Source organism: Vibrio cyclitrophicus (assembly GCF_024347435.1).
GTDB lineage: Bacteria > Pseudomonadota > Gammaproteobacteria > Enterobacterales > Vibrionaceae > Vibrio > Vibrio cyclitrophicus.
In genome coordinates, this window is record NZ_AP025482.1 from 95,999 (window position 1) to 122,038 (window position 26,040).

The 26,040-nt window shown below is 41.6% G+C and carries 18 protein-coding genes and 5 pseudogenes; 16 read left to right on the top strand and 7 right to left on the bottom strand.

Annotation, left to right across the window (positions count from 1 at the left end; all coding sequences use genetic code 11):
- Window positions 1-471 precede the first annotated feature (471 nt).
- Complete coding sequence (locus tag OCW38_RS22785; protein WP_156155704.1) at window positions 472-708, top strand: hypothetical protein; 237 nt, start codon at window positions 472-474, stop codon at window positions 706-708.
- A gap of 257 nt (window positions 709-965) precedes the next feature.
- Here the strand turns inward: OCW38_RS22785 and OCW38_RS22790 are convergent.
- Together OCW38_RS22790 and OCW38_RS22795 are read right to left on the bottom strand one after the other, a co-directional pair.
- Window positions 966-2,500 (bottom strand): IS3 family transposase gene (locus OCW38_RS22790; protein WP_391852436.1). Its coding sequence is split into 2 segments (ribosomal slippage): window positions 966-2,047 and window positions 2,047-2,500, totalling 1,536 coding nucleotides; the frame shifts between segments, so codons are not numbered across the junction.
- Between the two features lie 106 nt (window positions 2,501-2,606).
- Window positions 2,607-3,624 (bottom strand): annotated as a pseudogene (locus OCW38_RS22795) (IS110 family RNA-guided transposase).
- A gap of 369 nt (window positions 3,625-3,993) precedes the next feature.
- On the opposite strand from OCW38_RS22795, the gene OCW38_RS22800 reads away from it, so the two are divergent.
- From OCW38_RS22800 to OCW38_RS22830, 7 genes and pseudogenes are all read left to right on the top strand, one after another.
- A complete protein-coding gene (locus tag OCW38_RS22800; protein WP_046209697.1) occupies window positions 3,994-4,692 on the top strand; it encodes a hypothetical protein in 699 nt (232 codons plus the stop codon).
- 102 nt (window positions 4,693-4,794) lie between these two features.
- A protein-coding gene (locus tag OCW38_RS22805; protein WP_261896576.1) for an IS3 family transposase occupies window positions 4,795-5,972 on the top strand; the annotation gives its coding sequence in 2 pieces (ribosomal slippage) (window positions 4,795-5,053 and window positions 5,053-5,972; 1,179 coding nt in all).
- A gap of 265 nt (window positions 5,973-6,237) precedes the next feature.
- Window positions 6,238-7,263: a sensor histidine kinase gene (locus OCW38_RS22810; protein ID WP_261896645.1), complete on the top strand. Its 1,026-nt coding sequence runs from the start codon at window positions 6,238-6,240 to the stop codon at window positions 7,261-7,263.
- The gene (locus tag OCW38_RS22815) at window positions 7,263-7,961 is read left to right on the top strand and encodes a response regulator (RefSeq protein ID WP_046209540.1); all 699 of its coding nucleotides are present in this window, start codon (window positions 7,263-7,265) and stop codon (window positions 7,959-7,961) included. Before OCW38_RS22810 ends, OCW38_RS22815 begins: the two co-directional genes overlap by 1 nt.
- Window positions 7,954-9,419 (top strand): annotated as a pseudogene (locus tag OCW38_RS22820) (TrkH family potassium uptake protein). The gene OCW38_RS22815 and the pseudogene OCW38_RS22820 overlap by 8 nt, the downstream one beginning before the upstream one ends.
- A 13-nt stretch (window positions 9,420-9,432) precedes the next feature.
- Window positions 9,433-10,086: a potassium channel family protein gene (locus tag OCW38_RS22825; protein ID WP_046209541.1), complete on the top strand. Its 654-nt coding sequence runs from the start codon at window positions 9,433-9,435 to the stop codon at window positions 10,084-10,086.
- Between the two features lies 1 nt (window position 10,087).
- Entirely contained in the window at window positions 10,088-11,452 is a 1,365-nt protein-coding gene (locus OCW38_RS22830; protein WP_046209542.1) for a TrkH family potassium uptake protein, read from the top strand.
- A gap of 600 nt (window positions 11,453-12,052) precedes the next feature.
- Here OCW38_RS22830 and OCW38_RS22835 read toward each other — a convergent pair.
- Window positions 12,053-12,196 carry a hypothetical protein gene (locus OCW38_RS22835; protein WP_186731579.1) on the bottom strand — a complete coding sequence of 48 codons (144 nt, stop codon included), beginning with the start codon at window positions 12,194-12,196 and terminating at the stop codon, window positions 12,053-12,055.
- 217 nt (window positions 12,197-12,413) lie between these two features.
- Window positions 12,414-12,715 (bottom strand): annotated as a pseudogene (locus OCW38_RS22840) (type II toxin-antitoxin system RelE/ParE family toxin).
- A gap of 213 nt (window positions 12,716-12,928) precedes the next feature.
- Here OCW38_RS22840 and OCW38_RS22845 point away from each other — a divergent pair.
- The gene (locus tag OCW38_RS22845) at window positions 12,929-14,074 is read left to right on the top strand and encodes a tyrosine-type recombinase/integrase (RefSeq protein WP_046209545.1); all 1,146 of its coding nucleotides are present in this window, start codon (window positions 12,929-12,931) and stop codon (window positions 14,072-14,074) included.
- A gap of 72 nt (window positions 14,075-14,146) precedes the next feature.
- On the opposite strand, the gene OCW38_RS22850 is transcribed toward OCW38_RS22845, so the two are convergent.
- Both OCW38_RS22850 and OCW38_RS22855 read right to left on the bottom strand, forming a co-directional pair.
- Window positions 14,147-15,910, bottom strand: coding sequence for a sensor domain-containing protein (locus OCW38_RS22850; RefSeq protein WP_261896583.1), 1,764 nt, complete (start codon window positions 15,908-15,910; stop codon window positions 14,147-14,149).
- Between the two features lie 14 nt (window positions 15,911-15,924).
- Window positions 15,925-16,983, bottom strand: coding sequence for an ABC transporter substrate-binding protein (locus OCW38_RS22855; RefSeq protein WP_261896585.1), 1,059 nt, complete (start codon window positions 16,981-16,983; stop codon window positions 15,925-15,927).
- Between the two features lie 420 nt (window positions 16,984-17,403).
- Here OCW38_RS22855 and OCW38_RS22860 point away from each other — a divergent pair.
- The 6 genes and pseudogenes from OCW38_RS22860 to OCW38_RS22880 all read left to right on the top strand — a co-directional run bounded on the left by OCW38_RS22860 (window position 17,404) and on the right by OCW38_RS22880 (window position 23,633).
- Window positions 17,404-18,548, top strand: a pseudogene (locus OCW38_RS22860) (IS3 family transposase).
- 346 nt (window positions 18,549-18,894) lie between these two features.
- Entirely contained in the window at window positions 18,895-19,653 is a 759-nt protein-coding gene (locus OCW38_RS22865; RefSeq protein ID WP_261896587.1) for a hypothetical protein, read from the top strand.
- Window positions 19,654-19,998: 345 nt separating this feature from the next.
- Window positions 19,999-20,688, top strand: coding sequence for an amidohydrolase family protein (locus OCW38_RS23020; RefSeq protein ID WP_315974586.1), 690 nt, complete (start codon window positions 19,999-20,001; stop codon window positions 20,686-20,688).
- Window positions 20,689-20,690: 2 nt separating this feature from the next.
- Complete coding sequence (locus tag OCW38_RS23025; protein ID WP_315974587.1) at window positions 20,691-21,332, top strand: amidohydrolase family protein; 642 nt, start codon at window positions 20,691-20,693, stop codon at window positions 21,330-21,332.
- A 179-nt stretch (window positions 21,333-21,511) separates the two neighbouring features.
- Entirely contained in the window at window positions 21,512-22,837 is a 1,326-nt protein-coding gene (locus OCW38_RS22875) for a metal-dependent hydrolase family protein (protein WP_261896588.1), read from the top strand.
- Window positions 22,838-22,967: 130 nt separating this feature from the next.
- Window positions 22,968-23,633, top strand: coding sequence for a DUF3299 domain-containing protein (locus tag OCW38_RS22880; RefSeq protein ID WP_261896590.1), 666 nt, complete (start codon window positions 22,968-22,970; stop codon window positions 23,631-23,633).
- Window positions 23,634-23,684: 51 nt separating this feature from the next.
- Here OCW38_RS22880 and OCW38_RS22885 read toward each other — a convergent pair.
- Window positions 23,685-24,859 (bottom strand): IS3 family transposase gene (locus OCW38_RS22885; protein WP_261896592.1). Its coding sequence is split into 2 segments (ribosomal slippage): window positions 23,685-24,601 and window positions 24,601-24,859, totalling 1,176 coding nucleotides; the frame shifts between segments, so codons are not numbered across the junction.
- Window positions 24,860-25,052: 193 nt separating this feature from the next.
- Here OCW38_RS22885 and OCW38_RS22890 point away from each other — a divergent pair.
- A pseudogene (locus OCW38_RS22890) lies at window positions 25,053-25,957 on the top strand (IS5 family transposase).
- Window positions 25,958-26,040: the final 83 nt, after the last annotated feature.

Below are 26,040 nucleotides of genomic sequence, written 5' to 3' on the forward strand. Positions count from 1 at the left end.
AAAATCGGACTATGTCCTCTATTCAATTAGGGTTAGGGACTGCGTTTGTCTGGGGGGACCAACGAATAAGGGTTAAGCGTTGCGTAGCTAACGTTAAATCCCAAGTGTTGAACAAGCCCGAGCCTCTATTTAAGTAAATTGTGCGATCTGCTCTAGAACGGTCGCAGCCTTGATGATTTTCTCAAAGCGAGGGCGGACTTCGAAAGGCAGAGGTTTCTACATGTAATCTGGTACGACCGACACGTCAGTTTTGCTATTTGCCATACCTTTAGTTATTCATGATACGCTAATGTTCAATTTCCCGAAAATGATTTTTGTCCAGAACCTTGCTGATGGAGGCTCTGGCACGTTTTTGCCCCATTCAAAGTTAGCCCACTTATCAGTCACTTTTTATTACTGAGGGCATTGACCTACTTTTTCTAATCAGTGTAGTGTCTAGTCGATTGAGTCTCTTTAAGTAGGATTATTATTTTGAACACGGAACCAACGGTGAACACTGATGAATTTCTCAAGAACCTTTCGACAGAATTGAAGTCCCTCCCGACACAAGACCTAGAACTATGCGACCTATCGAATGAGATAGGGCTTATCGTTGCAAAGTTGGCTGGCACAGAACAGGCTCTCGAAAATGAATTTAATAGTGGAATCGCACATGGATTTGATTTAGTGCGACGTAAGGTAAAGAAAGCACGTTCAATACCCAGCTAGCTAATTTGGGTGGCTCAGATCTACCCCAATATATGGTACGTCCCGTTATTGCAAGTAGAGTTAAAAACAACGAGCTGATTTGCGCTAATATATTCAGAGTCTATTAGAGACTGCCATTAGTCTCAGCTCTATGATGAGGTGTGCGCCAGACTGTCCTCACAAAGCGAAAAGCATTTTAAGTTGCTGTTTGGGGCAACAGGTCTTCAGTCTGGTGGTCTCGGTGTTTTTCAAGGTAGTTGTCATCATTTGCTTGCTTATTAAGCAGCTTCTCTTTCTGGATTCAGATGAACGTCACCAACAGGCGCACAGTTCCTGATATCACCAGACCACCGCTCAGGCTTTCGCTGTTTTGCAGCGAACAATACCTCTACACGACGCTTCAAGATCTCTTTATCTTTTCCATTGTGACGCTCTGAAGGCGTGACGTAATTTAGCTTACTGTGCTTGTGCTCGGTGTTGTACCAGAGTACGAAGGCTTCAACCCAACTTCGGCTACTATCGAGACTTTCAAAGCCCTTTGTTGGCCAGTTTGGCATGTACTTAACTGTACGGAACAATGACTCGACATAAGGGTTATCATCACTGACTCTTGGGCGACTATATGACGAGGTAATACCTAACTCTTCCATTTTAGCTTTGAACGTCAACGACTTCATTGGCGCACCATTATCCGAGTGAAGAACCAGCGCTTGATTAAAGCACTGCTCTCGCATCAACGTCCTTTGCAGAAGTTGTGACGCCAGCTCACCGCATTCATGCTCATACACTTCATAACCAACAATTTTTCGACTGTAGATGTCCTCAATGACATACAGGTAATAATGTTGACCTCGAACCTTTGAGGGTAAGTAAGTGATATCCCAAGTATAGACTTGGTTCGAGTCCGTCGCTGTGTAACTGGTTGGCTTCGCTTGCTTCTGTCTGCTCCGCTGACGACCTCGCTTGTGAAGTTGCCCCTGCGTACTCAACACTCGGTAGTAGCTCGACTCAGAGGCGATGTACTCACCTCTATCAAGCAATGTCGGGACGATTTGAGTTGGAGGCAAGCTTGCGAACTCTGAGCGGTTACACACCTCGATTATCGCATCACGCTCTTCCTGCGACAGCTTATTAGCAGGCTCAGGCCTGAGGCATATTGGCCTTTTGTCAGCTTGTACTTCTCCTTGCTGATACCAGCGACGATATGTTCTCAAGTCGATTTGAACTTCATGGCAAGCTGGCTCTAAACGACATCCACATTGCTTCGCTTCAAGGATAAGAGTCACTATGGTCTGCCTTTCATCGGTTGAGGTTAGTCGTCCTCTGGCTCTTCCCCGTAAAAGGCTCTCAGCTTTTTTCTTAGTACCAAGAGGGCGGCCGTTTCAGCGAGTGCTTTTTCTTTGAGTCGTAAATCTTTCTTCAACTCTTTGATTTCAAGTTTGTCAGCTTTAGCCTGCTTCTTTGCTTCAGCTTCGTGCTCTTTACTCGACTTAAACCCTTGCATACATTCGCTGCGCCAGCTTTGGATTTGTTCTGGGAAAAGGCCTTTTTCACGACAATATTGGCTGAGTTCACTTTCTGTCATTGAGTAGGTTTCAGCGACAATGGCTAGTTTAGTTTGAGCAGACCACTGCTCTGATGAAGTGTTACTATTTGGCACGGCGGCTCCTGAACGTCTGAGTTGCTGGCGCCAATGATACAGGGTCGCAGTACTGATTCCTTCCTCTTCCGACACTTCTTTAACTGACATCGAATAGGGAGGTAATAGCTTCTTCAATATAGCTTCTTTTCTTTCTATTGAGATACGAGACACAATTACTCTTTATCGCCCAGACTGGTTAAATTTTAACAGTGACAACTACCCTGCCAGATAGGGGTCTAACCGTTGTGTCATCTTTTTCTCTCATTGCAAATTCTGATTATGTTCTTATTTCAAAGGACTTTTTACTGACTAAGACTGCCCGTGCTATACGGGCTATTTTGTTGGCTAGTGCTACCACTGCCACGTTAAAAGGTTTTCGTTTCTTAAGCTCTACAAGCCACGAGCCAAAGTATTTTTCAACCGATTTGTCTCTCCATAAAATGGACCTCGCAGCATGGATGAATAGCGTCCTTAGTTCTTTATTTCCTCGTTTCGATATTCCAAGTAGCGTTGATTTACCACCAGTTGAGTATTGAATGGGGACTAGTCCGATCCATGCCGCCAAAATTTCTCCCGTTTTTGAAGTCATTGGGGTTACCAACTGATGATAAACAAGCACTAGCGATGACTGGGCCAATACCTGGAACACTTTGCAGTTGTTTCATCTGCTCGTTATCTGCAAGGATTCTCTCGACCTTATCTGCTTGTGAATCTATGCGTTCATTAAGGTTTTGATAGTGTTCATGTAACTCACTTAATTCAAAAATGATTAGAGGAGGAAGGTTTTGATTCTTATCCACTAGCCACTGAAATAAACCTTTCATACTAGCGTGGCCTTTTGGCAAACTGATCCCAAACTCAAGAAGGATTGAGCCAATTCGGTTCATACAGGCGGTGCGCTCTCTAATATACCCGCTACGAATTTTTCGAATCGTTGAGATAACCTGAGCTGACTCAGTCTTTGCTGAAGAGAACCTCATTGTTGGCCGTGAAGCTGCTTCTGCAATAGCGTCTGCATCGATAAAATCATTTTTGTTGGTTTTAACGTAAGGTTTTACATATTGAGGTGGAATTAGCTTGGCTGTATGACCAAATTCAGTACACTTTCGAGCAAGCCAATGAGACCCGCCGCATGACTCCATGGCTATAATGACAGGCTCATGACACGATAAGAACTCTAGTAATTTTTGGCGAGTAAGCTTTTTCTTAAATAACTGATTCCCAGCATGGTCATGACCAACTAAATGAAAAGAGTTCTTACCTAAATCGATTCCGATAATGTGTGAGTTATTCATTTGGTACTTTCCTTTTAAGACTAAACCATTTCAAGTTTAGCTGTAGGGAGGGACGTACCATCTCATTAAGCTTGTATCAACTGACCTACGAATCAATTCACTAAACCATAATTTGACTTATTTTTCATAATATCAAGTGTATGACTGATGTTGACAATCTAATTAATAACTTAAAAGTGAACAACTTACCTAGCGATTTTGGTATTATAATCTTGATAATTAGAAAAAATTCTTCAATACCGACGCTGGGAATAACTAAGAAGAGCAAAGCCTATTTTTCAAGCTTGGAGCTTACCTTACGATTTACTCAGATGATGGCTGCAAATTTAACTTTAATGAATACCAAAATTGTTTAAAAAGGAACTAAAGATGGCAAGACATAGTGCTAATCGGGGAATACTGGTGCTGGAAAGTCCATGGGAGTTGGATGATGGTGACTCTAACCGTTCAAGTGTTGTGCCTTTTATTGAAGGTGTTGCAAAATTAGCAGGGGATACAGAAGTTTACCATGCTAATTTTTATGACAAAAAGAGCTTTGAATATGCCTTAGAATGCCTTTGTAAGGTCAGGTTTTCTAACACTATTGTTTATATTGCAGCTCATGGGTACAAGCAGAAAATAGGTAATATGAAGTTAGAAGATATTCTTTTCGCTATTGGCATGAAATCAAAACAGTACAACATAACAGGGGTCATGTTCGGTTCATGTTTTGTCGGGGGGAATACTGAGTTGATCGAAGTCTTCACCACTTCTAATAATTTACGTTGGTGTGCAGGTTATGCTTCGACATCTAACTGGCTAAGTGGCACTTTCATCGATAGTGCAATCATTGCGCAGATGATCAATTTAGAAGAAAGTGATTTCTCAAATCGAGATACACTTGTTGAGCATCTTGCTTATGCAATATCCCCTTTCTCAGACCAAATGTATATTGGTGACGATTATAAAGATAACCCTGTAGCTTTGTCGGACTCATTACAGTTTATCGTGCAACCTAAGGGGCAGGGTTACCATCCAAAAACGGTTTCGTCGGAAATCTTCACTGCTAAGAAACAGTACGATGTATAAGATATCCGCCACATGGCGGATTAACACGAATGTAGTGGCATAGTGAATTTGGTCACTTAGTTAGAGGTGATATCATCACCTCATAAGTTAACAGGTGACACTATGACAAAACGTACAAGACGACTATTTAGCGCAGAATTTAAGTTAGAAGCAGCTCAGTTAGTCCTAGACCAAAATTACTCAGTGACTGAAGCAGCCCAAGCCATGAATGTGGGCAAGTCCACGATGGATAAGTGGGTTCGCCAGCTTAGAGAAGAGCGCCAAGGAAAAACACCGAAAGCTTCACCGATGACCCCTGAACAAATAGAAATTCGGGAATTAAAAAAGAAGTTGGCTCGCCTTGAAGAGCATAATGAAATATTAAAAAAAGCCACGGCTCTGTTGATGTCGGACTCACTGAACAATTCTTGATAATCAAGAAACTTAAGCAGAGCTACAGCGTAAAAACATTATGCGAAGTCTTCAATGTTCATCGAAGTAGTTATCACTATTGGCTTAAACGCCCAACGATAATTAACGCTGAAACAGTAAAATTGCGCAGCTTGGTCAGTGAGGCTCACGCTGCAAGCAATGGCTCTGCGGGAGCGAGAACCATTGCAGATATAGTCACAAATCAGGGTGTAAAGCTGAGCCGATACCGAGCAACAAAACTTATGAGAACGCTTGGTTTAGTGAGTTGCCAAGTGCCAAAACATCGTTACCGCAAGGCTTCACAAAAACATATTGACGTTCCAAATCACTTAGGTCGTCAGTTTGCGGTTACCGCCCCAAATGAGGTCTGGGCTGGGGATGTGACGTATATTTGGACAGGTAATCGGTGGATGTATTTAGCCGTTGTTATCGATCTTTTTGCCCGAAAAGTGATTGGTTGGTCGATGTCTCTATCACCTGATTCTAAACTAACAGGCAAAGCTCTTTCGATGGCTTATGAGTCACGTGGTAAGCCTAAAGGTGTTATGTTCCATAGCGATCAAGGCAGTCATTATACTAGCCGTAAATACCGTCAATTGCTGTGGCGTTTTCAAATAAAACAGAGTTTATCTCGCCGAGGAAATTGTTGGGATAATGCGCCGATGGAGCGTTTCTTTAGAAGTCTGAAAACGGAATGGGTGCCAACTGTGGGTTATCGTAGCTTCGCTGAGGCTCAACAAGAGATTACCCGTTACATTATCGGATACTACTGCCAACTCAGACCACATCAGTATAACGGTGGTCTAACTCCCAATGAATCAGAACGATTATATTGGGAAAACTCTAAAACCGTGGCCAATTTTAGTTGACCACTACATGGAAACTTTCCGCAGTTCTATCCCGAAATTTTCTTTTGATTCATACAATAGATTGATATTGGTTGTAGTTGATTAAGTTTAGGCTAAGCCTTAACCAATACATAAGTCGAGGAAGTTACGATGCTGTTTGTGGCTTCCTCTGATTGGATATAACATCTCTAGAATTCGCCATTTTTTACGCTTTTTTTACGCGAACCCTGACTGCGTATCTGATAGAGTCGCTGTTAAGATTTTCTTTCAAATGACTTATATGGCAATGAGTTGGCTACAGAAGCGTTATATTTTATCAGCGTCGGTGTTTGTTCTTGCACTTGTCGTCTCTTTAGGACTTGATCACTGGTTAGGCTCAACCATCGCGGTGTTGCTGATACTCCAGCTTTCTATCGTTGTGATTGCCCTTCAATGTCACTCACGAATAGCTTATGTGGCTGGGGTTGCCGAAGCGGTCAGTTTCAACTTCCTCTTTACCACGCCTCGGTATTCGCTTCAGATGTTCCACCTAGATGACATCATTAACTTACTTGTTTTTATTGTGGTTGCCTTTACCACTAGCCAGCTCGCTGAACGATATCGACGCCAACAAAATGCGCTAGAACAAGTGCAACTACGCCACCAAATTTTGCTCTCCGTATCTCATGATTTGAGAACCCCGCTCGCGGGGATTATAGGCAATCTCACCACTTTCAAAGAATATCAGACGCAACTTCAAGCCAAAGAAAAGGATGAACTGCTCGACAGTGCCATCAAAGAAAGCCATCGCTTACACCAATACATAGAGAACCTTTTGCAAGCGACGAAATTGCAGCACGGCGTGGTTCGCATCCAGAAGCAACAAGAATCCATTGTACATATTGTAAAAAGCGTCATTGGCCGTTTCTCTTCATCCATCACAAGTATTGAGGTTGTCGTCAATGGGGCGGTTTCATTGGTTGATGTCAGTCGGGCTTTGCTAGAGCAGGCGTTATTTAATGTATTAGACAATGCGCTGCGCTATTCCCCCAAAGATAAACAGGTCAGTGTGACAATTTATCAGAGTCAGCAGAATGTGATGATTGATGTCTACAACCAAGGCCAATCACTGCAACCTGATGAAGCAGGACGAATGTTCGAGTTGTTTTATTCGGGCAAGGAAAAAAGAAGTGACGATTCTGGCTCAGGCCTTGGGTTGAGTGTGGCAAAAGGCGTGGTCTCAGCCCATCAAGGTCATATCGAATGTGTAGAACTGCAACAAGGTTGTCTGATTAGGATTTCGCTACCAAGCAGTCAACAAGGAGAGCAGTAGTGAACTACAAAATACTGGTGGTGGATGATGAGCCTCAAATCCAAACGTTTATGCGCATTTCATTAGCGTCTGAAGGCTTTGATTACGTGGGAGCAGACTCGTTAGCCACGGCAAAAGTGCAATTTGAGCGTGTTCAGCCGCATGTGGTGGTGCTCGATTTGGGATTGCCTGATGGTGATGGTATCGAGTTCCTCTCGATGATCCGTCAGTCAAGTAAAACACCCGTGCTCATTCTAACGGCACGCGATCAAGAAGAAGAGAAGATCCGCTTGCTTGAAGCAGGAGCTAACGACTATCTCAGTAAGCCGTTTGGCATTAAAGAACTTATTGTACGGATTAAGGTATTACTGCGAGACTTGGTCAGTGACCATTTTAGCGAGGATATCGTTACTTTTAGTGGGATCAAGTTACAAAAAAGTACCCATCAATGCTGGCTGTACGATACCGAAGTCATTCTGACCAAAAAGGAGTTTGCGTTTCTTGAAATGCTCATGATTACACCAGGGCAACTTGTGAAACAGACAGACTTGTTGAGAGAGGTGTGGGGCGAAAGTCATACCGACGATACCCATTATCTGCGCGTACTGGTTAGCCAGTTGCGCAAAAAACTCAACGACAGTGCAGACGAACAACAGCTCATTAAAACCGAATCAGGGATTGGTTACCGTCTAGTTTCGATGGAGCCACCTCGTGATTAATCTCAAGAACACCGTTCGACTCTTTGTCATGCCCATGCTTTGGATGGGGATTGTGCAAGGTTCATTTGGCTTATTGTCGCTGTTTGTATTTCAAGATCATATTTCAGGTGACTTTTTTCTCCTTCGGCGGTAATGATGCTCTCTGCTTTTTTGTTATCTGTTCTATTGCGAAAAAGTGATCTGCATAAAGTCACGTTTCGAGATGCGTTAATGTTTGCCAGTTTAACTTGGGCATTAACAGGCTTCTTAGGTGCATTGTCGATCCATTTCGTTACCAAAGTCAGTATGACTGACGCAATATTTGAGTCCATCAGTGCCTTAACCACCACAGGTGCCACCATCCTGGCTGGCTTGGACGATATGCCAAAATCTTTTCTCTTGTATCGTCAATTTCTTCAGTGGATGGGTGGGTTAGGCGTGGTGATTTTTGTCGTTGCGGTATTGCCCATGCTCAATGTTGGAGGAATGCGACTGCTTAAAGCAGATACGCCTGGACCAATTAAAGATGACAAGCTTTCGCCCCGTATCAATAAGACGGCGCACTATCTATGGGGTGTCTATTTGGCGATTACCGTTGCGTGTGCGTTGGCTTACTATCTTGCAGGGATGTCGGCTTACGATGCTATTGCGCACAGTTTTACCACGGTTTCAACGGGCAGGTTCTCGACGCATGACGCCAGTATGTGGCATTTTGAAAGTCACCTTATCCTTATGCTATCTAACATTTTCATGATGTTGGGCGCGATCAGTTTTGGTCTTCATTTTCGAGTATTTCGAAGTGGTTTTGCAGGGCTACGTCTGTATGTCTCTGATGAAGAGTCAAGAGTATTTATTCTTACAGCGATTGCTCTCTCCTTTGTTTTTGGCTGGTATATTTTTAGCCATTCTGCCTATGACGATTTTCTTACCTCACTAAGTTTTGCCATGTTCAGTGTCGTCTCATTTATGACCAGCACAGGATTTGGGGCGGCGAATTTGGGCAGTTGGCTTGCGGCAAGCGCTCTCTTTTTGGTGTTTTGTGACTATCTTGGTGGTTGCTCAGGTTCAACCGCAGGGGGCAATAAATTTGTGCGCGATATCATCACGTTTAAAGTGATTCGCCGAGAAATTCGTCAGCTTACCCACCCCAGAGCCATTTTGCCGATCCGTTATCAAGGGCGTGTTGTAACCTCTGATGTGACCAGTGCCGTGATGGCTTTTATGTCTCTGGCAGCGCTGACCACCGTGGTGTTCACTTTGCTGATGATGGCAATAGGACTGGACTTTTGGTCGTCTTTTACCGCAGTGGTGGCGTGTATCAATGTGCTTGGCCCTGGTTTTGGCGTGGTAGCAAGCAATTTTCAACCTGTTTCTGATACAGGCATCTGGATATTAAATCTGGCAATGATCCTTGGCCGACTGGAATACTTCACGGTGTTAGCCATAGCCATGTTATTGCCCCACTTTTGGAAAAAATAATAAAGGTATTGTTATGGCACATTTTACTGTCATTGGACTTGGGCGTTTTGGTATCGCGGCCAGTCTTGAATTGATCCATCTAGGACACACAGTGACGGGCGTTGATCGCGACCCAAAAATTGTTGAGAAATATGTCGAGGAGTTAACGCAAGCCATTATTTGTGACTCTACCGATGAGAATGCGCTGCGTGAATTAGATCTTGGCAACAGTGAAGCGGTATTGATCGCGATTGGGGAAGATATGCAGTCAAGTTTGCTTTGCACTTTGGCATTGAAAAATCTCGGTGTTAAAGAGATTTGGGTTAAGGCCAGTACCAAAGCACATCACACCATAGTGTCGAAACTTGGCGTTCGACGTATTATCCATCCAGAAGAGGAAATGGGCGTGCGTGTCGCTCAGGCACTAAACTACCCTATGGTGAATAACTACTTGTCCTTAGGTCATGGCTTGTATGTGGTTGAAATTCATATCAGAGCGTCATTACACGACACACCGATTGGACAAATTCTTGGTGATGCCAAAGGCAGTGTGCAAACGGTTCTCATCAAACGTGAACAAGACGTGCTCAATCAAATTGGTCATGATTTTGTCTTGAAAGCGAATGATATCATTCTGTTGTGCGGCACTCGCGCTGAGCTAAAATACCTCGCTCCAAGGTTGGTGTGATATGGTTCAGTGGCATCCCTCTATCACGCCGATAGAACGTAAACCCAAGTCAGGAAAAAAAATAGTGGGTGCGCCGCCACTAATTTTAAGTGGCAGCTTTTTACTGCTCATCTTGCTGGGTACGGCATTACTCAAACTGCCTATCGCGGTTCATGAGCCTATCACTTGGATACAGAGTTTGTTCACGGCTACCTCAGCCGTAACGGTGACAGGGCTAGTGGTGGTTGATACAGGCACTCAGTTCACCTTATTTGGGCAAGTTGTCATCGCTTTACTCATTCAGTGTGGTGGCCTCGGACTCATGACCTTTGCTATTGTGACCTTGATTGCTTTGGGAGGGAAAATCGGCTTTTTAGAGCGTACCGTCGCAAGAGAAGCATTTAATCAAACCGACTCCTCAACGCTTGTTGCGACCGCTAAATCCGTGCTTATGTTTGCTCTGACCGTCGAACTGGTTGGGATGACCATACTGACCTGGTATTGGAGCGATGAGCTTGGCTGGGCAACCAGTCTATTTCACGGTTTTTTCTATACCATCAGTGCATTTAATAATGCAGGGTTTGCCTTAAGTGCTGATAGCTTAATGCCTTATGTGGATGACCCCGTCGTTAACCTGACGATTACAGGATTATTTATCATTGGCGGGTTAGGCTTTTCGGTTTGGATGGATTTAAAGCGAAACCGTCGCTGGTCAAAGCTGACGGTTTATAGCCGCATGATGATAACGGGAACCGTGCTTATCAATGCCGTGGCATTGATAGCTATCTACCTAATCGAGCGTGATAACCCCAACACCTTAGCGCCACTCAGCGAACTCGGTAAGTGGCTGGCTTCTTGGTTTCAGGCCGTGACTCCACGAACCGCAGGCTTTAATACACTTGCGATTGACCAACTCGAAGATGCAACAACGGCAATTATTCTAGTGCTGATGTTCATTGGTGGTGGTTCGTTAAGTACCGCAAGTGGCATCAAAGTTGTCACCTTTATGGTATTGATTTTATCGACGTACGCTTACTTACGTCGTGATGAGCAAATCCATGTGTTTAAACGTGAAATCGCGAAAGATACGATCAGCAAAGCTCTTGCACTGACGATGATTTCGGTTGTGGTGACGTGGTTAGCCATCTTTGCATTACTGTTGACGGAAAATGCCCCGATGATAGATGTCGTGTTTGAAGCGGTTTCAGCATTAGGTACGGTGGGTTTATCTCGTGGTTTAACAGGTCAGCTTTCCGCATCGGGTGAACTCATTATCATCTTTATGATGTATATGGGAAGATTGGGACCATTAACCTTTGCGTACTTTTTAGCCAGCCCACGCCAGAAAAAACTGCGTTTTGCGGAGACAAAATTAGCCATTGGATGAGTTTTCAAGGCTAACACAAGGAAGTGCTCAAATGCTTAATGAATTAACATTTATTGCAATCTCACAACCGTAAACAGCTTTAATTGCCAGTAGTGCGAATTACTGCGGGTGTCTTCTTATAAAAACTCTCGTGGTGAAAATTAGCTGTGAAGTAGATAAGAAGATTTACGCGTTGTAGACATACAAACTTCATTGCAGGACTACTTGAAATAATCTGAAATATTAGCGTACTCCAGAGATCGTAACTCAGAAATGACCAGAACCTTCACAGATGGCACTTCTCAATTCAGAAGTGCCCTATTATTGGCGAGACCTTTTACTCATTCACACCCTGTTCATGGGCTTTTACCGCACTAAAACTTATCCATTCTTCTCATGTTGTTAATCCCCGAGGTGTTTCAAGGGGTGTAGATTCCACCTTTCCTTCAGCGTTAGCTAACCTTAAGTTCTTTTTCGATCAGTTTGTAGGTGTTGAGGTAGTTTTTGATTTCTTCAGAACTCGCTTTCTGTCGGTTAGGCCAATCAAGCTCACTAATCATTACAGAACCTAGCCCATAAAAGCCGATTCAATAAAGGCAGCTTTCTGCTCAACTGTCGAGACTAAGTCGCGCTGCCAAACAGGTAGAAGCCAATAAATCGGTTTGTCCAAGGAGCATCACTTGGTTCTTTGCCACCACAAATGAGTATTTCTAATGGGCGTGATTCAGAGTTAAATCTAATAATTGATTTTGGTAATCTACTCATCTTATTTCCCTAAAGCACTTTAATAATCAAGCCTTCAGCGATGAAATTAACACTTCACTGCCGACAGGCAGCTTAGCCTTGGGTAAGCATGCTGATAGACTTAAGGTTACATATCAACGCTGTACGTAAAAAATATGTAGTATAATTAGACATATACCTCATTCGTTCCACACAAAGTACCAGGCACAAAAAAGCCTCGTGCTTGGCGAGGCTTTAGTCATCTAAATGTTCTGGATACATCTCGATAAAAGTTTCCTGACTGCCCAACGCCATTAGGGTCAAGACTAACGTCCCGTCTTCATTGTAGTTGTACCCGAGCAAGGTGAGCTGTTTGTTTATCTTAAACTTGTGCACCCTAAGAAAAGACAAATTACCTTTCTTCATCACGCCAATAAAAGGGTTTTCTGTAACCTCTTTCACTGCTTTATCTAGCTCTTGTTTCTGGTTTTTGTGTAGCTTTTTTACAGCCTTGGCAAATGTCGTAGTTTGCTCAATCTTTGTTACTTTCGCTAAATTCATAAGAGGTCGTATTCCCGCGCTCTAATTCGGCATGAGCGATTATTGCCTGTAGTACGAACTCATAGGTTAAGTCAGGGTTATCTTCCATGAGCTTGCCTAGATTTAACAACACAAGAAAAAGATAGCTTCTTGGTTTGAGGGATACCAAGTTACCTAAAGCATAATAGTGTGATATAATTACATTTATATCACACTATGGATGTGGAATTTATTATGGATAGCAAAAAGCTAGTTATCAAACAAAACCAAGTGACGCTGTCACACTTAAAATCTCAAAAAGAAACACAAGAACAGTGGTCAACGCAAAAAGAAACACTCAAACGATTTAAGGTTCAGTTGCCCGACTTAACTGACAGTTTTGCACCTGATTGGCATGAGTTGCCTAAAGTTCTAAAACAACTGCAGGTGTTTGATGACAATCGCGGCGGTCTCAGCACAAACACATTAAAGATGTTGTCCTTCGTACTGCGAAAGTGGGACTATTATTGTAAAGCCGAAGCAATATATAGTTTCCCTATTAATGAACACATCTTATTAAATTGGTTCCGAGCATTAAAAATCGAAGGTGTGAAAATTAATACCCTTCGACAATATCGAGCCCAGTTAAGTTTGTTCCATAAAATAATGGAAATTGAAGACATAACAAAAAAGCTCTCTGTGAAAACCTTCTTCACTTCGCTTCCGAAAGATGAAATGGAAATTACAGGAGAACAACTTATTGATTTACAAGCAAAACCGTTCAAGAAGGTTCATTTAAATAAACTAATGGATACCTGGGGTAACCACAAGTACCCGATGAGGTTCAGAGACTTAACTGTCCTTACTGTTGCTTATGGAACTTTACTACGTGAATCAGAAATTGGGGCTATACGCAAAAAACATATAACGATATTGGATAATCGGGATGTTAACATTGATCGTGTCTCGTCGAAAACTAGTATTAGCCCTGAGCCTAAGCGATTAACAGGTCGCTTTGCGTCCATTCTTCGCACGTATTTAATAGAGTATTGTGACAATCTAGAAGACAATGAATATATCTTCAGTTGGCTTACATCAAAAGGACAGAGGCCAGCGGCGTACAGAGAAACACCAATGTCTGGCATGACCGTTGATAGAATTTACCAACGTGCACATCGATGTTTAGAACAATCAGGTGACGTTGTAACTAGCAAGCGTCATCATCGAGACATCTGGAGTGGCCACTCTAGCCGTGTTGGTGCGCTGCAAGATGGTTATGCCACCGGGTTAAGCCTAACCCAATTAATACAGTTAGGAGACTGGAAAAGTGACAGTATGGTCCTTAGATATTTAAGAGGATTAGATAATGAAAAAAGTCCCAACCTTTTGTTGCAGGATTAACCCACTAAATCATTTCAATATTCACGAAGTGCGAATTTTTATATTGAACCGATATTTAGATAAAGCTCGTGGCTATATTAAGAGTGGCTTAAAAGTTGAGTTACTCTCTCTCGGACCAACGATATTATTACCACGAGCAGGTGTTTTTTTAGAAAGCCATTTTAAGTAATCGACTTCGTTTAAAGGTTTAGATATAAAGTATCCTTGGAAAGTATCATAACCCAGTTCTTGTAGAACTTTAAGTTGTTCTAAGGTTTCAACACCTTCGACGATAGGCTGTAGATTTAATACCTCACAGAAAACCAAAATCCCTTTTAGAATACCACGCTCTGTTTCTCTAATTGTATGCCTTATAAACCTCTGATCTACTTTTAGTGTGTTAATTGGTAATTTCTGCAAATATGTTAATGTAGAATAACCAGTACCGAAATCGTCGATAGAAAACGAAACCCCAAACTCTTTACATTTCTTTATTGATTCTGCTGCCGTCTCTATATTGTCGACAGCATGCGTTTCCAATATTTCAACTTCGAGTAATAATAAATTCTTTTCATTTCCCTGTAACACTTTCTCTTTGAGTATAAGAGCAAGTTCTTTAGCTATAAAAGAGTGTGATATATTAATACTTAAAGGGCAGTGATAACCAATTGAACGCCAATGTTGAATTGTATCGAGGGCTTTATTGATAACCCAATTATCAAGGGTGTCTGACAAACCAAGCTTATAGATCTCAGGTAAGAATTGTCCAGGTCCAAGAAGTCCCTTAATTGGGTGATTCCATCTGATAAGAGCCTCACAACCGACTAATGAATTATCCCTAGTACAGACTTTAGGTTGGAAGTGAAAGATAAACTGATTGTCATGTAGACCTCGAAGTATTTCATTCTTAATATTGTGTTCATTTAATTCAATTCTGTCACCGTCATGCAAAAAGTAAACTTGGTTTTGGCCTTGTTGTTTCGCCTCATAAAGGGCAAATTCAGACTGTCTTATTAGTTGTTCAGGTTTTGCATATGTTTCGTTTGGAAAAGTACTTATACCAGCACAAACGGTAAGTTCGCATTGAGAACCTTTATGCGAAAGATTTAGCGGGAGTTGATTCTTAAAATAAGAAAAGTCATTGTAGACATCATCACTTAGTTTTTCGATAATGATGTAAAACTCATCCCCACTCAAACGAATCACAGCTCCGTTTTCTTTTATTAAATTGCTGATTTTAAAGTGAAAATCATTAAGAAATTCATCTCCAAATGTATGTCCAAACTTTGAGTTCACATGTTTAAAATTATCAATATCTATAATAGCGAGAAGGAGTGTTGAAGAAGTATTGACTGCTCGAGACATTGCATTAGACAATTGTGTGTATAAGTCTACTCGATTAATTAGGCCATGTGTAGGGTCAAGGTAAGCGATTTGCTCAATGATTTTTTCTTGTTGTTTAAGCTGTGTAATATCAGTCGATGCACCACATAGAGCATACACATTACCACTTTTATCGAATAACGGCACTTTTCGTGTATTTACTGTTTGTTGTTGTCCAGAATCTCTTCGCCAGTAAGTTTCTATTTCACAATATTCAACACCAGTATCCATAACACTGTTGTCGATAGTATTAATTTCATTAGCTATCTCAGGAGGGAAAAAATCAGTGTCTTTCTTTCCAGATACAGTATCTACATATTGGTTAAACTGCTCACGCATCTTTTTATTAGCATAAATATATTTTCCCTGTCGATTTTTAAGATATATGTAATCATCTACCGTATCTAAAATTGATTTAAGTTTTAGTTGTTCGTTATTAATTATTTTTTGTCTGATGAATACGTATGACAACAATGCAAAGAGTACTGTTACAGCCAACAACAATAATATTGAAATAATATCTTGATTTTTTTGTAGAAAGATTGAGGTTCATTAATATAAATACTATTAACAGGTAGTCTTTTAATGTCTATGTTATTTTTTTTCAACTGTATAAAATCAAAATATGCAATAGTAGGAGCCTTTGTTATAATATCAGGCAGTTCAATATTATCGATGTTAAGAGTTTTTAAAATCAACTCCCCAGCGATAAAAGCTTGTACCTCATGACTCAAAATAATACCGCCAGTAGCTCCTTGACCAATACCATGTTTATATGGATGATATATCGAGGCTTCTGTATTATTAGTAATAAAGGTAAGTGACTCATCAAAACTCAAGTGGCTGCTATTGGAGTCTTGATATGCAGATAAAAGTATGATTGGATTTTTTTCCCTGTCTAATAAAGAAAGTTTCCCCGACAATTCTTCCCATGTTAAATATGATAAGTCTAAAACTCTCAGGAATTCGCTTGAGTTATTTATCTTATTTTTTAGCTCCACCAAGTCAGCTTGGCCAGAAGTTGAAGAGTCTACAATAACTGTTAATGTACTAATTCTAGGATGAATAGATTGAATTAATTTGACGTTTTCTTCTAAAGGAGTGTGCTCCATAACGCCTTTGATATCTGAATCGTGAGATAAACTAATCGATTTTTTTTGATCGTTTACTCCCATAAACACTATAGGAAGGCTTTTAAATAACCCTTCCCTGTTATTGATCACAAAGTTTAGCGCGTTGTCATCCGTACTTAGAACTAAGTCATAACTTGTTTTTGATACTTTAAGCTTGTGTGATAAAGAAGCTTTAAAGTTATCTATGTTCATTTTCCCGGGAAATCTTTTTGAATCCATGTAGTGGACGTCTAGTTCAATATTTTGTCCTTTTAAAGCGTTACTCAACCCTATTTCAATAGATTTATACGAAGGGAAATTTGTGTGATACGAATGTACGACCAAAACTTTCCATTGCTCTTTAGCGTAAAGCGAGTGGCTTAAAATGATGCTTATGATCGTAAGGCATAGCTTAAAATAGCTATTTAATTTCAATGTCAAATCCTTATTCCTGAGCATAGTTAATTAAGAACTTTTTTCTTAATCAAAGTAAACTTTTAACGCGATTGTTCCAACTAAGACATTATTCCGGTCACATTTTTCTCATTAAGTTACATAACTTTAGTTAATTGCTTCTCATAAGAGTATAGTTGCATTTAAATGCAACTGCTATTACAGCACATAATATACCACCTATTGATAGTCGAAATCTTGCCAGTATGAATTATCGTTATCGGTGGGATTGATTTATAAAGCCTATCAATGCTTAAAAATTCGATACCAGGGGTCTCCGGTGAAATTGTTGAAGTTGGCGCTAAAGTCTCAAACTGGGAAGTTGGAGATCAAGTACTTTTGATCCGCACCAGAAGTTTTGGACACTGAGTTAAGTGAGTACAATCACTAACGAGGTGAACAATGACAACTAAGAAAACACGAATTAAACATGCTCCTGAATTTAAAGCCGAAGCGCTTAAGTTAGCAGAGAAAGTCGGTGTCGCTGCACGACAGCTTTCGCTATATGAATCTCAAATTTATGGGTGGCGTAAAGCCGTCAAAAAAGATGCGAAAATCAGCGATAGAGAAAAGGAACTAGCCACTGAAAATGCCAAACTCAAACGATTATTGGCAGAGCAAGCTGAAGAGCTAGATATCGTAAAAAAGGCCGCCACCTACTTCGCGAAAAATCTAAAGTAGATTGCTATGAGTTTATGCTCGAACACCTGATGCAGTATAAGGTTGTACGTATGGCTAAGGTGTTTGGGGTTTCTCGAAGTGGGTTTTATTATTGGATTGATAATCGGCATAAAGTCACCCAACGCAACGAACACCGAAAGCAGCTTGATAGCAAAGTTCGTGAAGTCTTTGATGATAAAAAGGAGCGTGATGGTGCAAGGCGCATTCAAAAAGAACTTGAAGAAAATGGTAATAAACACGATGTAAAAACCATCGCCGCGAGCATGAGGCGTCAGGGGTTAGTTGCGAAGGCCGCCCGTAAATTCAAATGTACGACAGATAGTAAGCATAGACTTCCTGTAGCCCCGAATTTGCTTGAGCAAGACTTTAATGTGACAGCACCAAACCAAAAATGGGCTGGAGATATCACTTATCTAGCGACAAGCGAAAGCTGGATATATTTAGCCGTTGTTATCGACTTGTACTCACGGCAAGTAGTTGGTTGGTCAATGAGTACCAGAATGACCGCAACTCTGGTCTGTGATGCGCTATCAATGGCATTGTTCCGCAGAGGCATGCCAGAAGAAGTGATTATCCATAGTGATAGAGGTAGCCAATATTGTTCAAAAGACTACCGCGACTTAATCGCAGCTCATAATCTAAAGCAAAGTATGAGTAGGAAGGGGAAATTGCTGGGACAACGCTTGTGTTGAAAGCTTTTTCCACTCAATGAAAGTAGAAGCCGTCCAATACTAGTCGATAATGACCCGAGAAGAGATGCGTCAGCACTCTTTGAATACATCGAAGTTGATTATAATCGAACAAGAAGGCACAGTGCTCTTGGGTATCTAAGCCCAGTTAACTTTGAAAAACAATATGTCGCTTAATGCGGTGTCCAGTCTTACTGGAGCAGATCACCAGGGCCAAAATGTATTTCTTAAACACCTTAATCGTTAACATCATTTAAAAATATAAACTTATTCAATTACAGTCACCAAAAGTACTGATTATTTTAATTGCTTTTTCCTGCCATTTATTCTGAACTTACCTCAAAACCTAAGTCGACAACCCTTTGATTTAGAATAATTAAGTTGCCATCACTCTCTTGATTATTCCAAAGAATAAAAAAACATACGTCGTTGCATGATGAGTTTAGTCCATCAAATGCGAGTAAACCGATTGAAGCCTTCCTCATACAATAGCCGCAGACAAACAACATGCGGACTTAACAAAATGACTAAATTTAACAAAGCACTATTAACAACACTCATCGGTAGCACACTAATCTCTGGAGCCTACGCGGCTGACAGCACAAAAAATGAAGAATTGGACGCTTCTGATATGACTCGCGCGTACTCGACTTTTTATGTCGGCGCGAGCAGCAACGGTGATGTTAAAGCGTCGGGTTCATTATCATATCAATACGATAATGGTATGGAATCCATGGTCTCTCTTGAAGGTACCATGGATAACAGCGGTCACTATACTGATAGCCGAATGCAATATTTCCACGTATTCAGTCTTGACAGCGCAACAACACCACGCGTTGCGGTTTCTCTTGATGTTATCGATAACGATGTGGCGACAACCGCGGCTTTAGGAGCAATTGCGATCTTCCGTACACCCGCCGATTCACTCAGTATTTTTGGTCGTGTTGGTGCTCTAACTGGTGAATATTCTGACGCGTCATTGAGCAATTTCAATGTTACAGACAGCTCATTAGTCGGTGGTATGGGTGCCGCGTATGCCGTCTGGAAGACTGGGGAAGATGGCACTTTCTTAGCGCTCTACCCAGAATTTACATACTTAAGTGGCGATATCGAATCCACTACCGTTAAAACAACCCTAATGGCAGCTACGCCATTGAGTGCTGATAAGACTCGCTGGGGACAAGTTAAATTTGAAAATACCTACGGAAGCATGAAATCAGACACAGTATCCCGCGATATTGATGAAACTAAAGTGTGGTTTAACTACAAAGTATACTTATAAGTGTAAAGCTAATATACATTTCCAACCAGCAGTTAAAAGTTGGGCATCTGCAATACATGGTTTCGTCAGGTGGAAGAAAAGGCGGGGTCTGGGTGGATAGAGTCAGAGGCAGTACCACCTCTGCGACACTCAATATCGGTGGGTGATATTGGAATACCAACGACTGACACACACTACGAGGTAGGGGAGATTATGAGAGGTTCCGTCACCAGTTACCTAAGTGACTTGGTTTATTTGGCGCCATAAAATTGGCTACAGGCCTTGACCTTTATCTAAATACAACTAGTTTTATTGGGGACTTATCGAAAAGCTGATGTCTTTAGACTCTAAATAAAGGATTTGAGAATGAAGAAGTATTTAAACATAACCCTGCTCGCATTGTGTGTTGCCGTTCCTATATTTGGATATGCCGCAGATACCGCACCATCTATCGTAATTAAAAATGTAAACGTGTTTGATGGCGTTAACGAAAAATTGATCCCGCAAACCAGTGTTTTGGTTGATGGTTCGCTTATTAAGCAAATTGGCGCAGATGTGGCGATACCTGAAAATGCGACAGTCATCGAAGGTAATGGGTATACGTTAATGCCTGGACTAATAGATGCTCACTGGCATACTACTTATGCGTATACACCACAAAGTACACTTTTTGTCGGTGACATGTCTGAAGTCGCTATTCGTGGTTTTTTAGGGGCAGAAAAAACATTAATGAGAGGTTTTACGACTGTCCGTGATGTTGGTGGTAACCCTTTTACCATTAAAAAAATGACAGATTCAGGGCAATACCCTGGACCTAGAATTTTTCCTTCTGGTCCACCTATGAGTCAAACATCGGGTCACTTTGATTTTCGTGGCAAAAATGATGTACCAGCCAATAATTCTGATCCCCTTCCATATTGGGAACGCAACTCACTTATTATGACAGCTGATGGAGTGCCTGAAGTCATTAAGCGTTCGCGTGAAATCTTACGTATGGGTGCGACTCAACTAAAAATTGCTGGGGGGGGGGCGTATCGTCAGCCTATGATCCATTAGATGTGCAAGAATACACTTATGAAGAAATGAAAGCAGTGGTGGATGTGGCTAAGACTTGGAACACTTATGTTGCTGCCCATATTTTTACCGATGCAGCAGTTCAAACAGCAATTAAAGCTGGGGTTAAATCAATCGAACACGGTTTCTTAATGAGTGAAGATACACTCAAAATGATGAAAGAGAACGACGTATGGTTAAGTATTCAGCCTTTATTGAACGACGAAGATGCACTCAAGTTTGATAACCCATTTAGCACGCAAAAGTTCATTACAGTGACGAATGGAACCGATACTGTTTATAAAGCCGCAAAAAAAATTGGTGTGAAGATAGCCTTTGGTACGGACATGCTGTTTGACCCAGCGACGGCAGAAAAACAAGGGAAATTACTCTATAAGTTAAACAAATGGTTTACCCCATATGAAGTACTCAAAATGGCTACATCAGGTAATGCGGAGTTATTGAATTTAAGTGGGCCGCGAAACCCATACCAAGCAGGCCCAATTGGCGTTGTAAAAGAGGGAGCATATGCAGATTTGGTATTGGTTAAGGGCAACCCATTAGAAGACCTTGAGTTGATCGTCGATCCACAAAATAATTTTGTTTTAATCGTTAAAGATGGCGTGGTGTACAAGAATACGCTGTAAGGGGTTGAGTATTAAAAGAGATGAGTTGTTTTAAATATTCTCATTTCATTAGTTACAAGGCAGGTAACTCTGCCTTGTAACTTTTGTCAGTTTAGGACGACTGGTCGTTATTTTGTCTCTAGTTTATGACTAACTTACTTATGACTAGTTTTTACGGAGTTGAATAAATGAATATGGATATGAATAAGGCATTAAAACTATTAGTAGTGGGCGCAGTATTTTCTGCTGGTTCAGTATTTGCTGGGCAGCAAACATTGATAACTGGTGCAAAAATATTTGATGGTGTAGCCCCTAATCTAATAGAAGGAAAAGATGTTCTGATTGAAGAGGGAAAGATCGTTAAGGTTGCTAGTGGTATCGAAGCAACAACAGATATGGTCGTAATTGATGCAGGGAGTCGTGTCATGACTCCGGGTTTTATCGATGTCCATTACCATTTAGGCATGTGTCGAACTTCAGTTGCTGATCTCGGCGGTTCTTTCGCTCCCGATTTGGATTATGTTGGTATCTCCGCTTCTATTGCCGCTCAAGAGGCTCTAATGCGAGGTTTTACCAGTTTACGTGATGTGGGGGGCGCTTCTTGGGGAGCTAAAGTTGCCTCAGATCGAGATGAAATTGCAGGGCCACGTATTTGGCCAAGTTTACGTGTGCTATCTCAGTTCGGTGGGCATGGTGATGCGAGTCCACGCTTTATGGTGCCAAGAGAATTTGGCGGGCCAGAGAATTATCTAGAACGTATCGCCTACAGTCGTATCGTAAATGGGCGAGACCAAGTTCTAACTGCAGCGCGAGAGAACCTGAAAAAAGGAGCTTCGCAATTGAAAATGCATTTAGCGGGAGGTGTCGGTACTGAATTTGACCCTATTGATGCAACTCAATTTACTCACGATGAAATCAAAGCTGCTGTAGAAGTCGCCACCGCTTACGGCACTTATGTTGCTGCTCATACCTACACGCCACAAGGTGTGACTGCTGCGGTTAATGCTGGGATCAAATCGATTGAGCACGGTAACTTGCTCGATGAAGAAACGGTTAAGTTGATGGCAGAAAATGATGTTTGGCTTAGCCCTCAGGTTGTTGTGTATAAAACTTTTAGCCCAGATCTTGGTGCTGTGAGATTGGCAAAAGGTAAAATGGTCGAAGCTGGACTAGACAATATGTTCAAACTGGCTAGTAAATATGATTTGAGAATTGCATTTGGTACCGATGTGGTAGTAAGCGAAGCCGCGTGTGCAGATCAATCTAGAGAATTTGTAGAACGTACTGCTTGGTTCACTCCTGCACAAATATTAAAACAAGCCACATCATTATCTGGTGAGTTACTTCAATTATCTGGTCCTCGTAGCCCTTACCCTGGCAAGATTGGTGTTATCGAAGAAGGTGCCTACGCTGACTTATTATTAATCAATGGAAACCCATTAGATGATATTTCAATTTTACGTGAACATGAAAAAAGCTTAGCGTTAATTATGAAAAATGGTAAAGTTTACAAAGATATACGCTAGTTTTGAGCTAAAGAGATAGATAACTAGCATGGTTAATTACTAGCAATTAATACCTGGTATCGAAAAGCATTAGATATTAGGAATTAGTTATTAGTAACCATACCCTCTAATTTTTCATGGAGTGATGTAAATGATAAGTAAGTGGATTACTGGGATACTTATCGCTGTGTTTGGTTTTAGCGTGCAAGCTATAGCCGTTGCCAGTGATTTAAAGGAACTATCGTGGGGCGACCTTATCCCGCAGCAAGAACAATATGATGATCCTTTTCGTCAGCTGTCTTCAAAACAGCTTTATGAGTTGTCACTTGTCGCCAATTACAAACAGCAAGTGACGAGTGGTGAAGCTTTGTCACAGGATTCTCAAGAAATGTTTAATGCGGCCATGACTTCGCTTGCTGCGCAACATATTGATGTCGATGCTTTGATTGCTCAACGAGATATCATAGCGAATAAGCGTAAAGCAGCGTCAGAATCACTTGATGTATCACTAGATAAAGGACAAGTTCGTATCCCCGGATATTTACTTCCTTTAGAGTACAGCAATACTAAAGTAACTGAGTTTTTGTTGGTACCGACTGTTGGGGCATGCATCCACATTCCGCCGCCTCCGCCGAATCAAATGGTGTTTGTTAAATACCCAAATGGTGTCGAGATCTCGAGCCTCTACACTCCGGTGTGGGTTGAAGGTCAGATAACGGTAGGAAATGGACAATCAGAACTTTATTTAGCTGATGGCTCTGATCAAGTGACATTCGGTTATAGTATTCAAGCGTTGGAAGTGGAATCCTATCAGTAGTCGCTAAATCCTCGACTATCCAGATTTCAGTTGACATTTTTCGCCTAGTGGTCAACTAAAATTGGCCACGGTTTTAGAGTTTTCCCAATATAGTCGTTCTGATTCATTGGGAGTTAGACCTCCGTAATGATGTGGCCTGAGTTGGCAGTAATATCCAATGATGTAGCGAGTGATCTCTTGTTGAGCCTCAGCAAAGCTACGATAACCTACCGTTGGCACCCATTCCGTTTTCAGACTTCTAAAGAAGCGCTCCATTGGCGCATTATCCCAGCAGTTTCCTCGGCGAGATAAACTCTGTTTTATTTGAAAGCGCCACAGTAGTTGGCGGTATTTACGACTGGTATAGTGACTACCTTGATCGCTATGGAACATGACACCTTTTGGCTTGCTGCGAGACTCATAAGCCATCGACAAAGCTTTGCCTGTTAACCGACTATCAGGTGATAAAGGCATCGACCAACCAATCACTTTACGAGCAAAAAGATCGATAACAACCGCTAAATACATCCACCGATTACCCGTCCAAATATACGTCACATCGCCAACCCATACTTCATTTGGGGCGGTAACCGCAAACTGGCGACCTAAGTGATTTGGAATTTCAATGTGTTCTTGTGAAGCCTTTCTGTAACGATGCTTTGGTTCTTGGCAACTCACTAAACCAAGCGTTCTCATAAGCTTTGTTGCTCGGTATCGGCTCAGCTTTACGCCCTGATTTGTGACTATATCTGCAATGGTTCTCGCTCCCGCTGAGCCATTACTCGCGGAGTGAGCCTCGCTCACCAAGCTGCGAAGTTTTACAGCTTCAGCATTGATTACCGTTGGGCGTTTATGCCAATAGTTATAACTGCTTCGATGAACATTGAAGACTTCGCATAATGTTTTTATGCTGTAGCTCTGCTTGAGTTTCTTGATTATCAAGAATTGTTCAGTGAGTCCGACATCAACAGAGCCGTTGCTTTTTTTAGTATTTCATTATGCTCTTCAAGGCGAGCCAGCTTCTTTTTTAATTCCCGAATTTCTATTTGCTCAGGGGTCATCGGTGAAGCTTTCGGTGCTTTCCCTTGGCGCTCTTCTTTTAACTGGCGAACCCATTTATCCATCGTGGATTTACCCACACTCATGGCTTGGGCTGCTTCAGTCACGGAATAGTTTTGGTCTAGGACTAACTGCGCCGCTTCTAACTTAAACTCTGCGCTAAATAGTCGTCTTGTACGTTTTGTCATAATGTCACCTGTTAACTTATGAGGTAATGATATCACCTCTAACTAAGTGACCAAATTCACCGTACCACTACAGTATTAATAATCACTGTTCTCATTATCATCATGCGGCTATAAAGGCTTTGTTTCCTAAATCAGGGAACTAATGCTTAAGGCTACGATCAGATCATCTAAGTTAACTCACATACTTAGATCAATGCCAAAGCCTCGCTACAAACAATATAACCAAGCCCTAATCAATCGTTGTTCACTGACATTCTGGATTGATGAAGAAGCGATTCAACAGTGGAAGCAACTCAAGCAAGGTAAACGAGGTCGACCTCGATTGTTTAGTGACTTAGCCATACGACCACCCTCATGGCTAAACGAGTATTTTCGATGCCGTTGAGAGCATTACAAGGATTCATCGATTCTGTTTTCAAACTCGCTCAACTCCCGTTATCATGTCCTCATTATTCATGCATCAGTAAACGAGCCAAAACGGTTAATGTGTCATTCAAGACAAAGAACCGAGGCGCAATACAGAATTTAGCCATTGATGCAACAGGGCTTAAGGTCTACGGTGAAGGTGAATGGAAAGTAAAAAAACATGGTACTGACGGGAAGCGTCGAGTTTGGCGTAAGATCCATTTAGTAGTAGACACTGGCACTCATGAAATCATTGCGGCTGAGTTAAGTTTATCGAATGTCACCAACGGTGAAGCTCTTCCTAATTTACTGAATCAAACTCGTCGTAGAGTCAATGAGATATCTGGTGATGGAGCTTACGACACAAGACAATGCTACGGAGCCATACGCATTAAACAAGCTGTTCCACTTATTCCACCGAGAGAAGGTGCTGCTTTTTGGGTGCGAGGTCACCCTCGTAATCTGGCGGTAGCTTGCCAGAAATTATACGGCTCAAATAAACATTGGAAAAAGAAGTATGGTTACCATAAACGGTCACTTTCAGAGACGGCCATGTTCCGTGTAAAGGTACTGTTTGGTGGGCGATTAAGTTTAAGAAACTATAATGCTCAGGTTGGTGAAACCTACGCCATGATTAAAGCGTTAAATAAGCTCACAGGGTTAGGTATGCCTAAAACGATAGAAATAGCCTAATAATCACTCATATTGGCAGTTTCTATCTGAGATCCAATTAGGAAACAAAGCCTTGATAACGATCAAATGCAGCATGTACATCA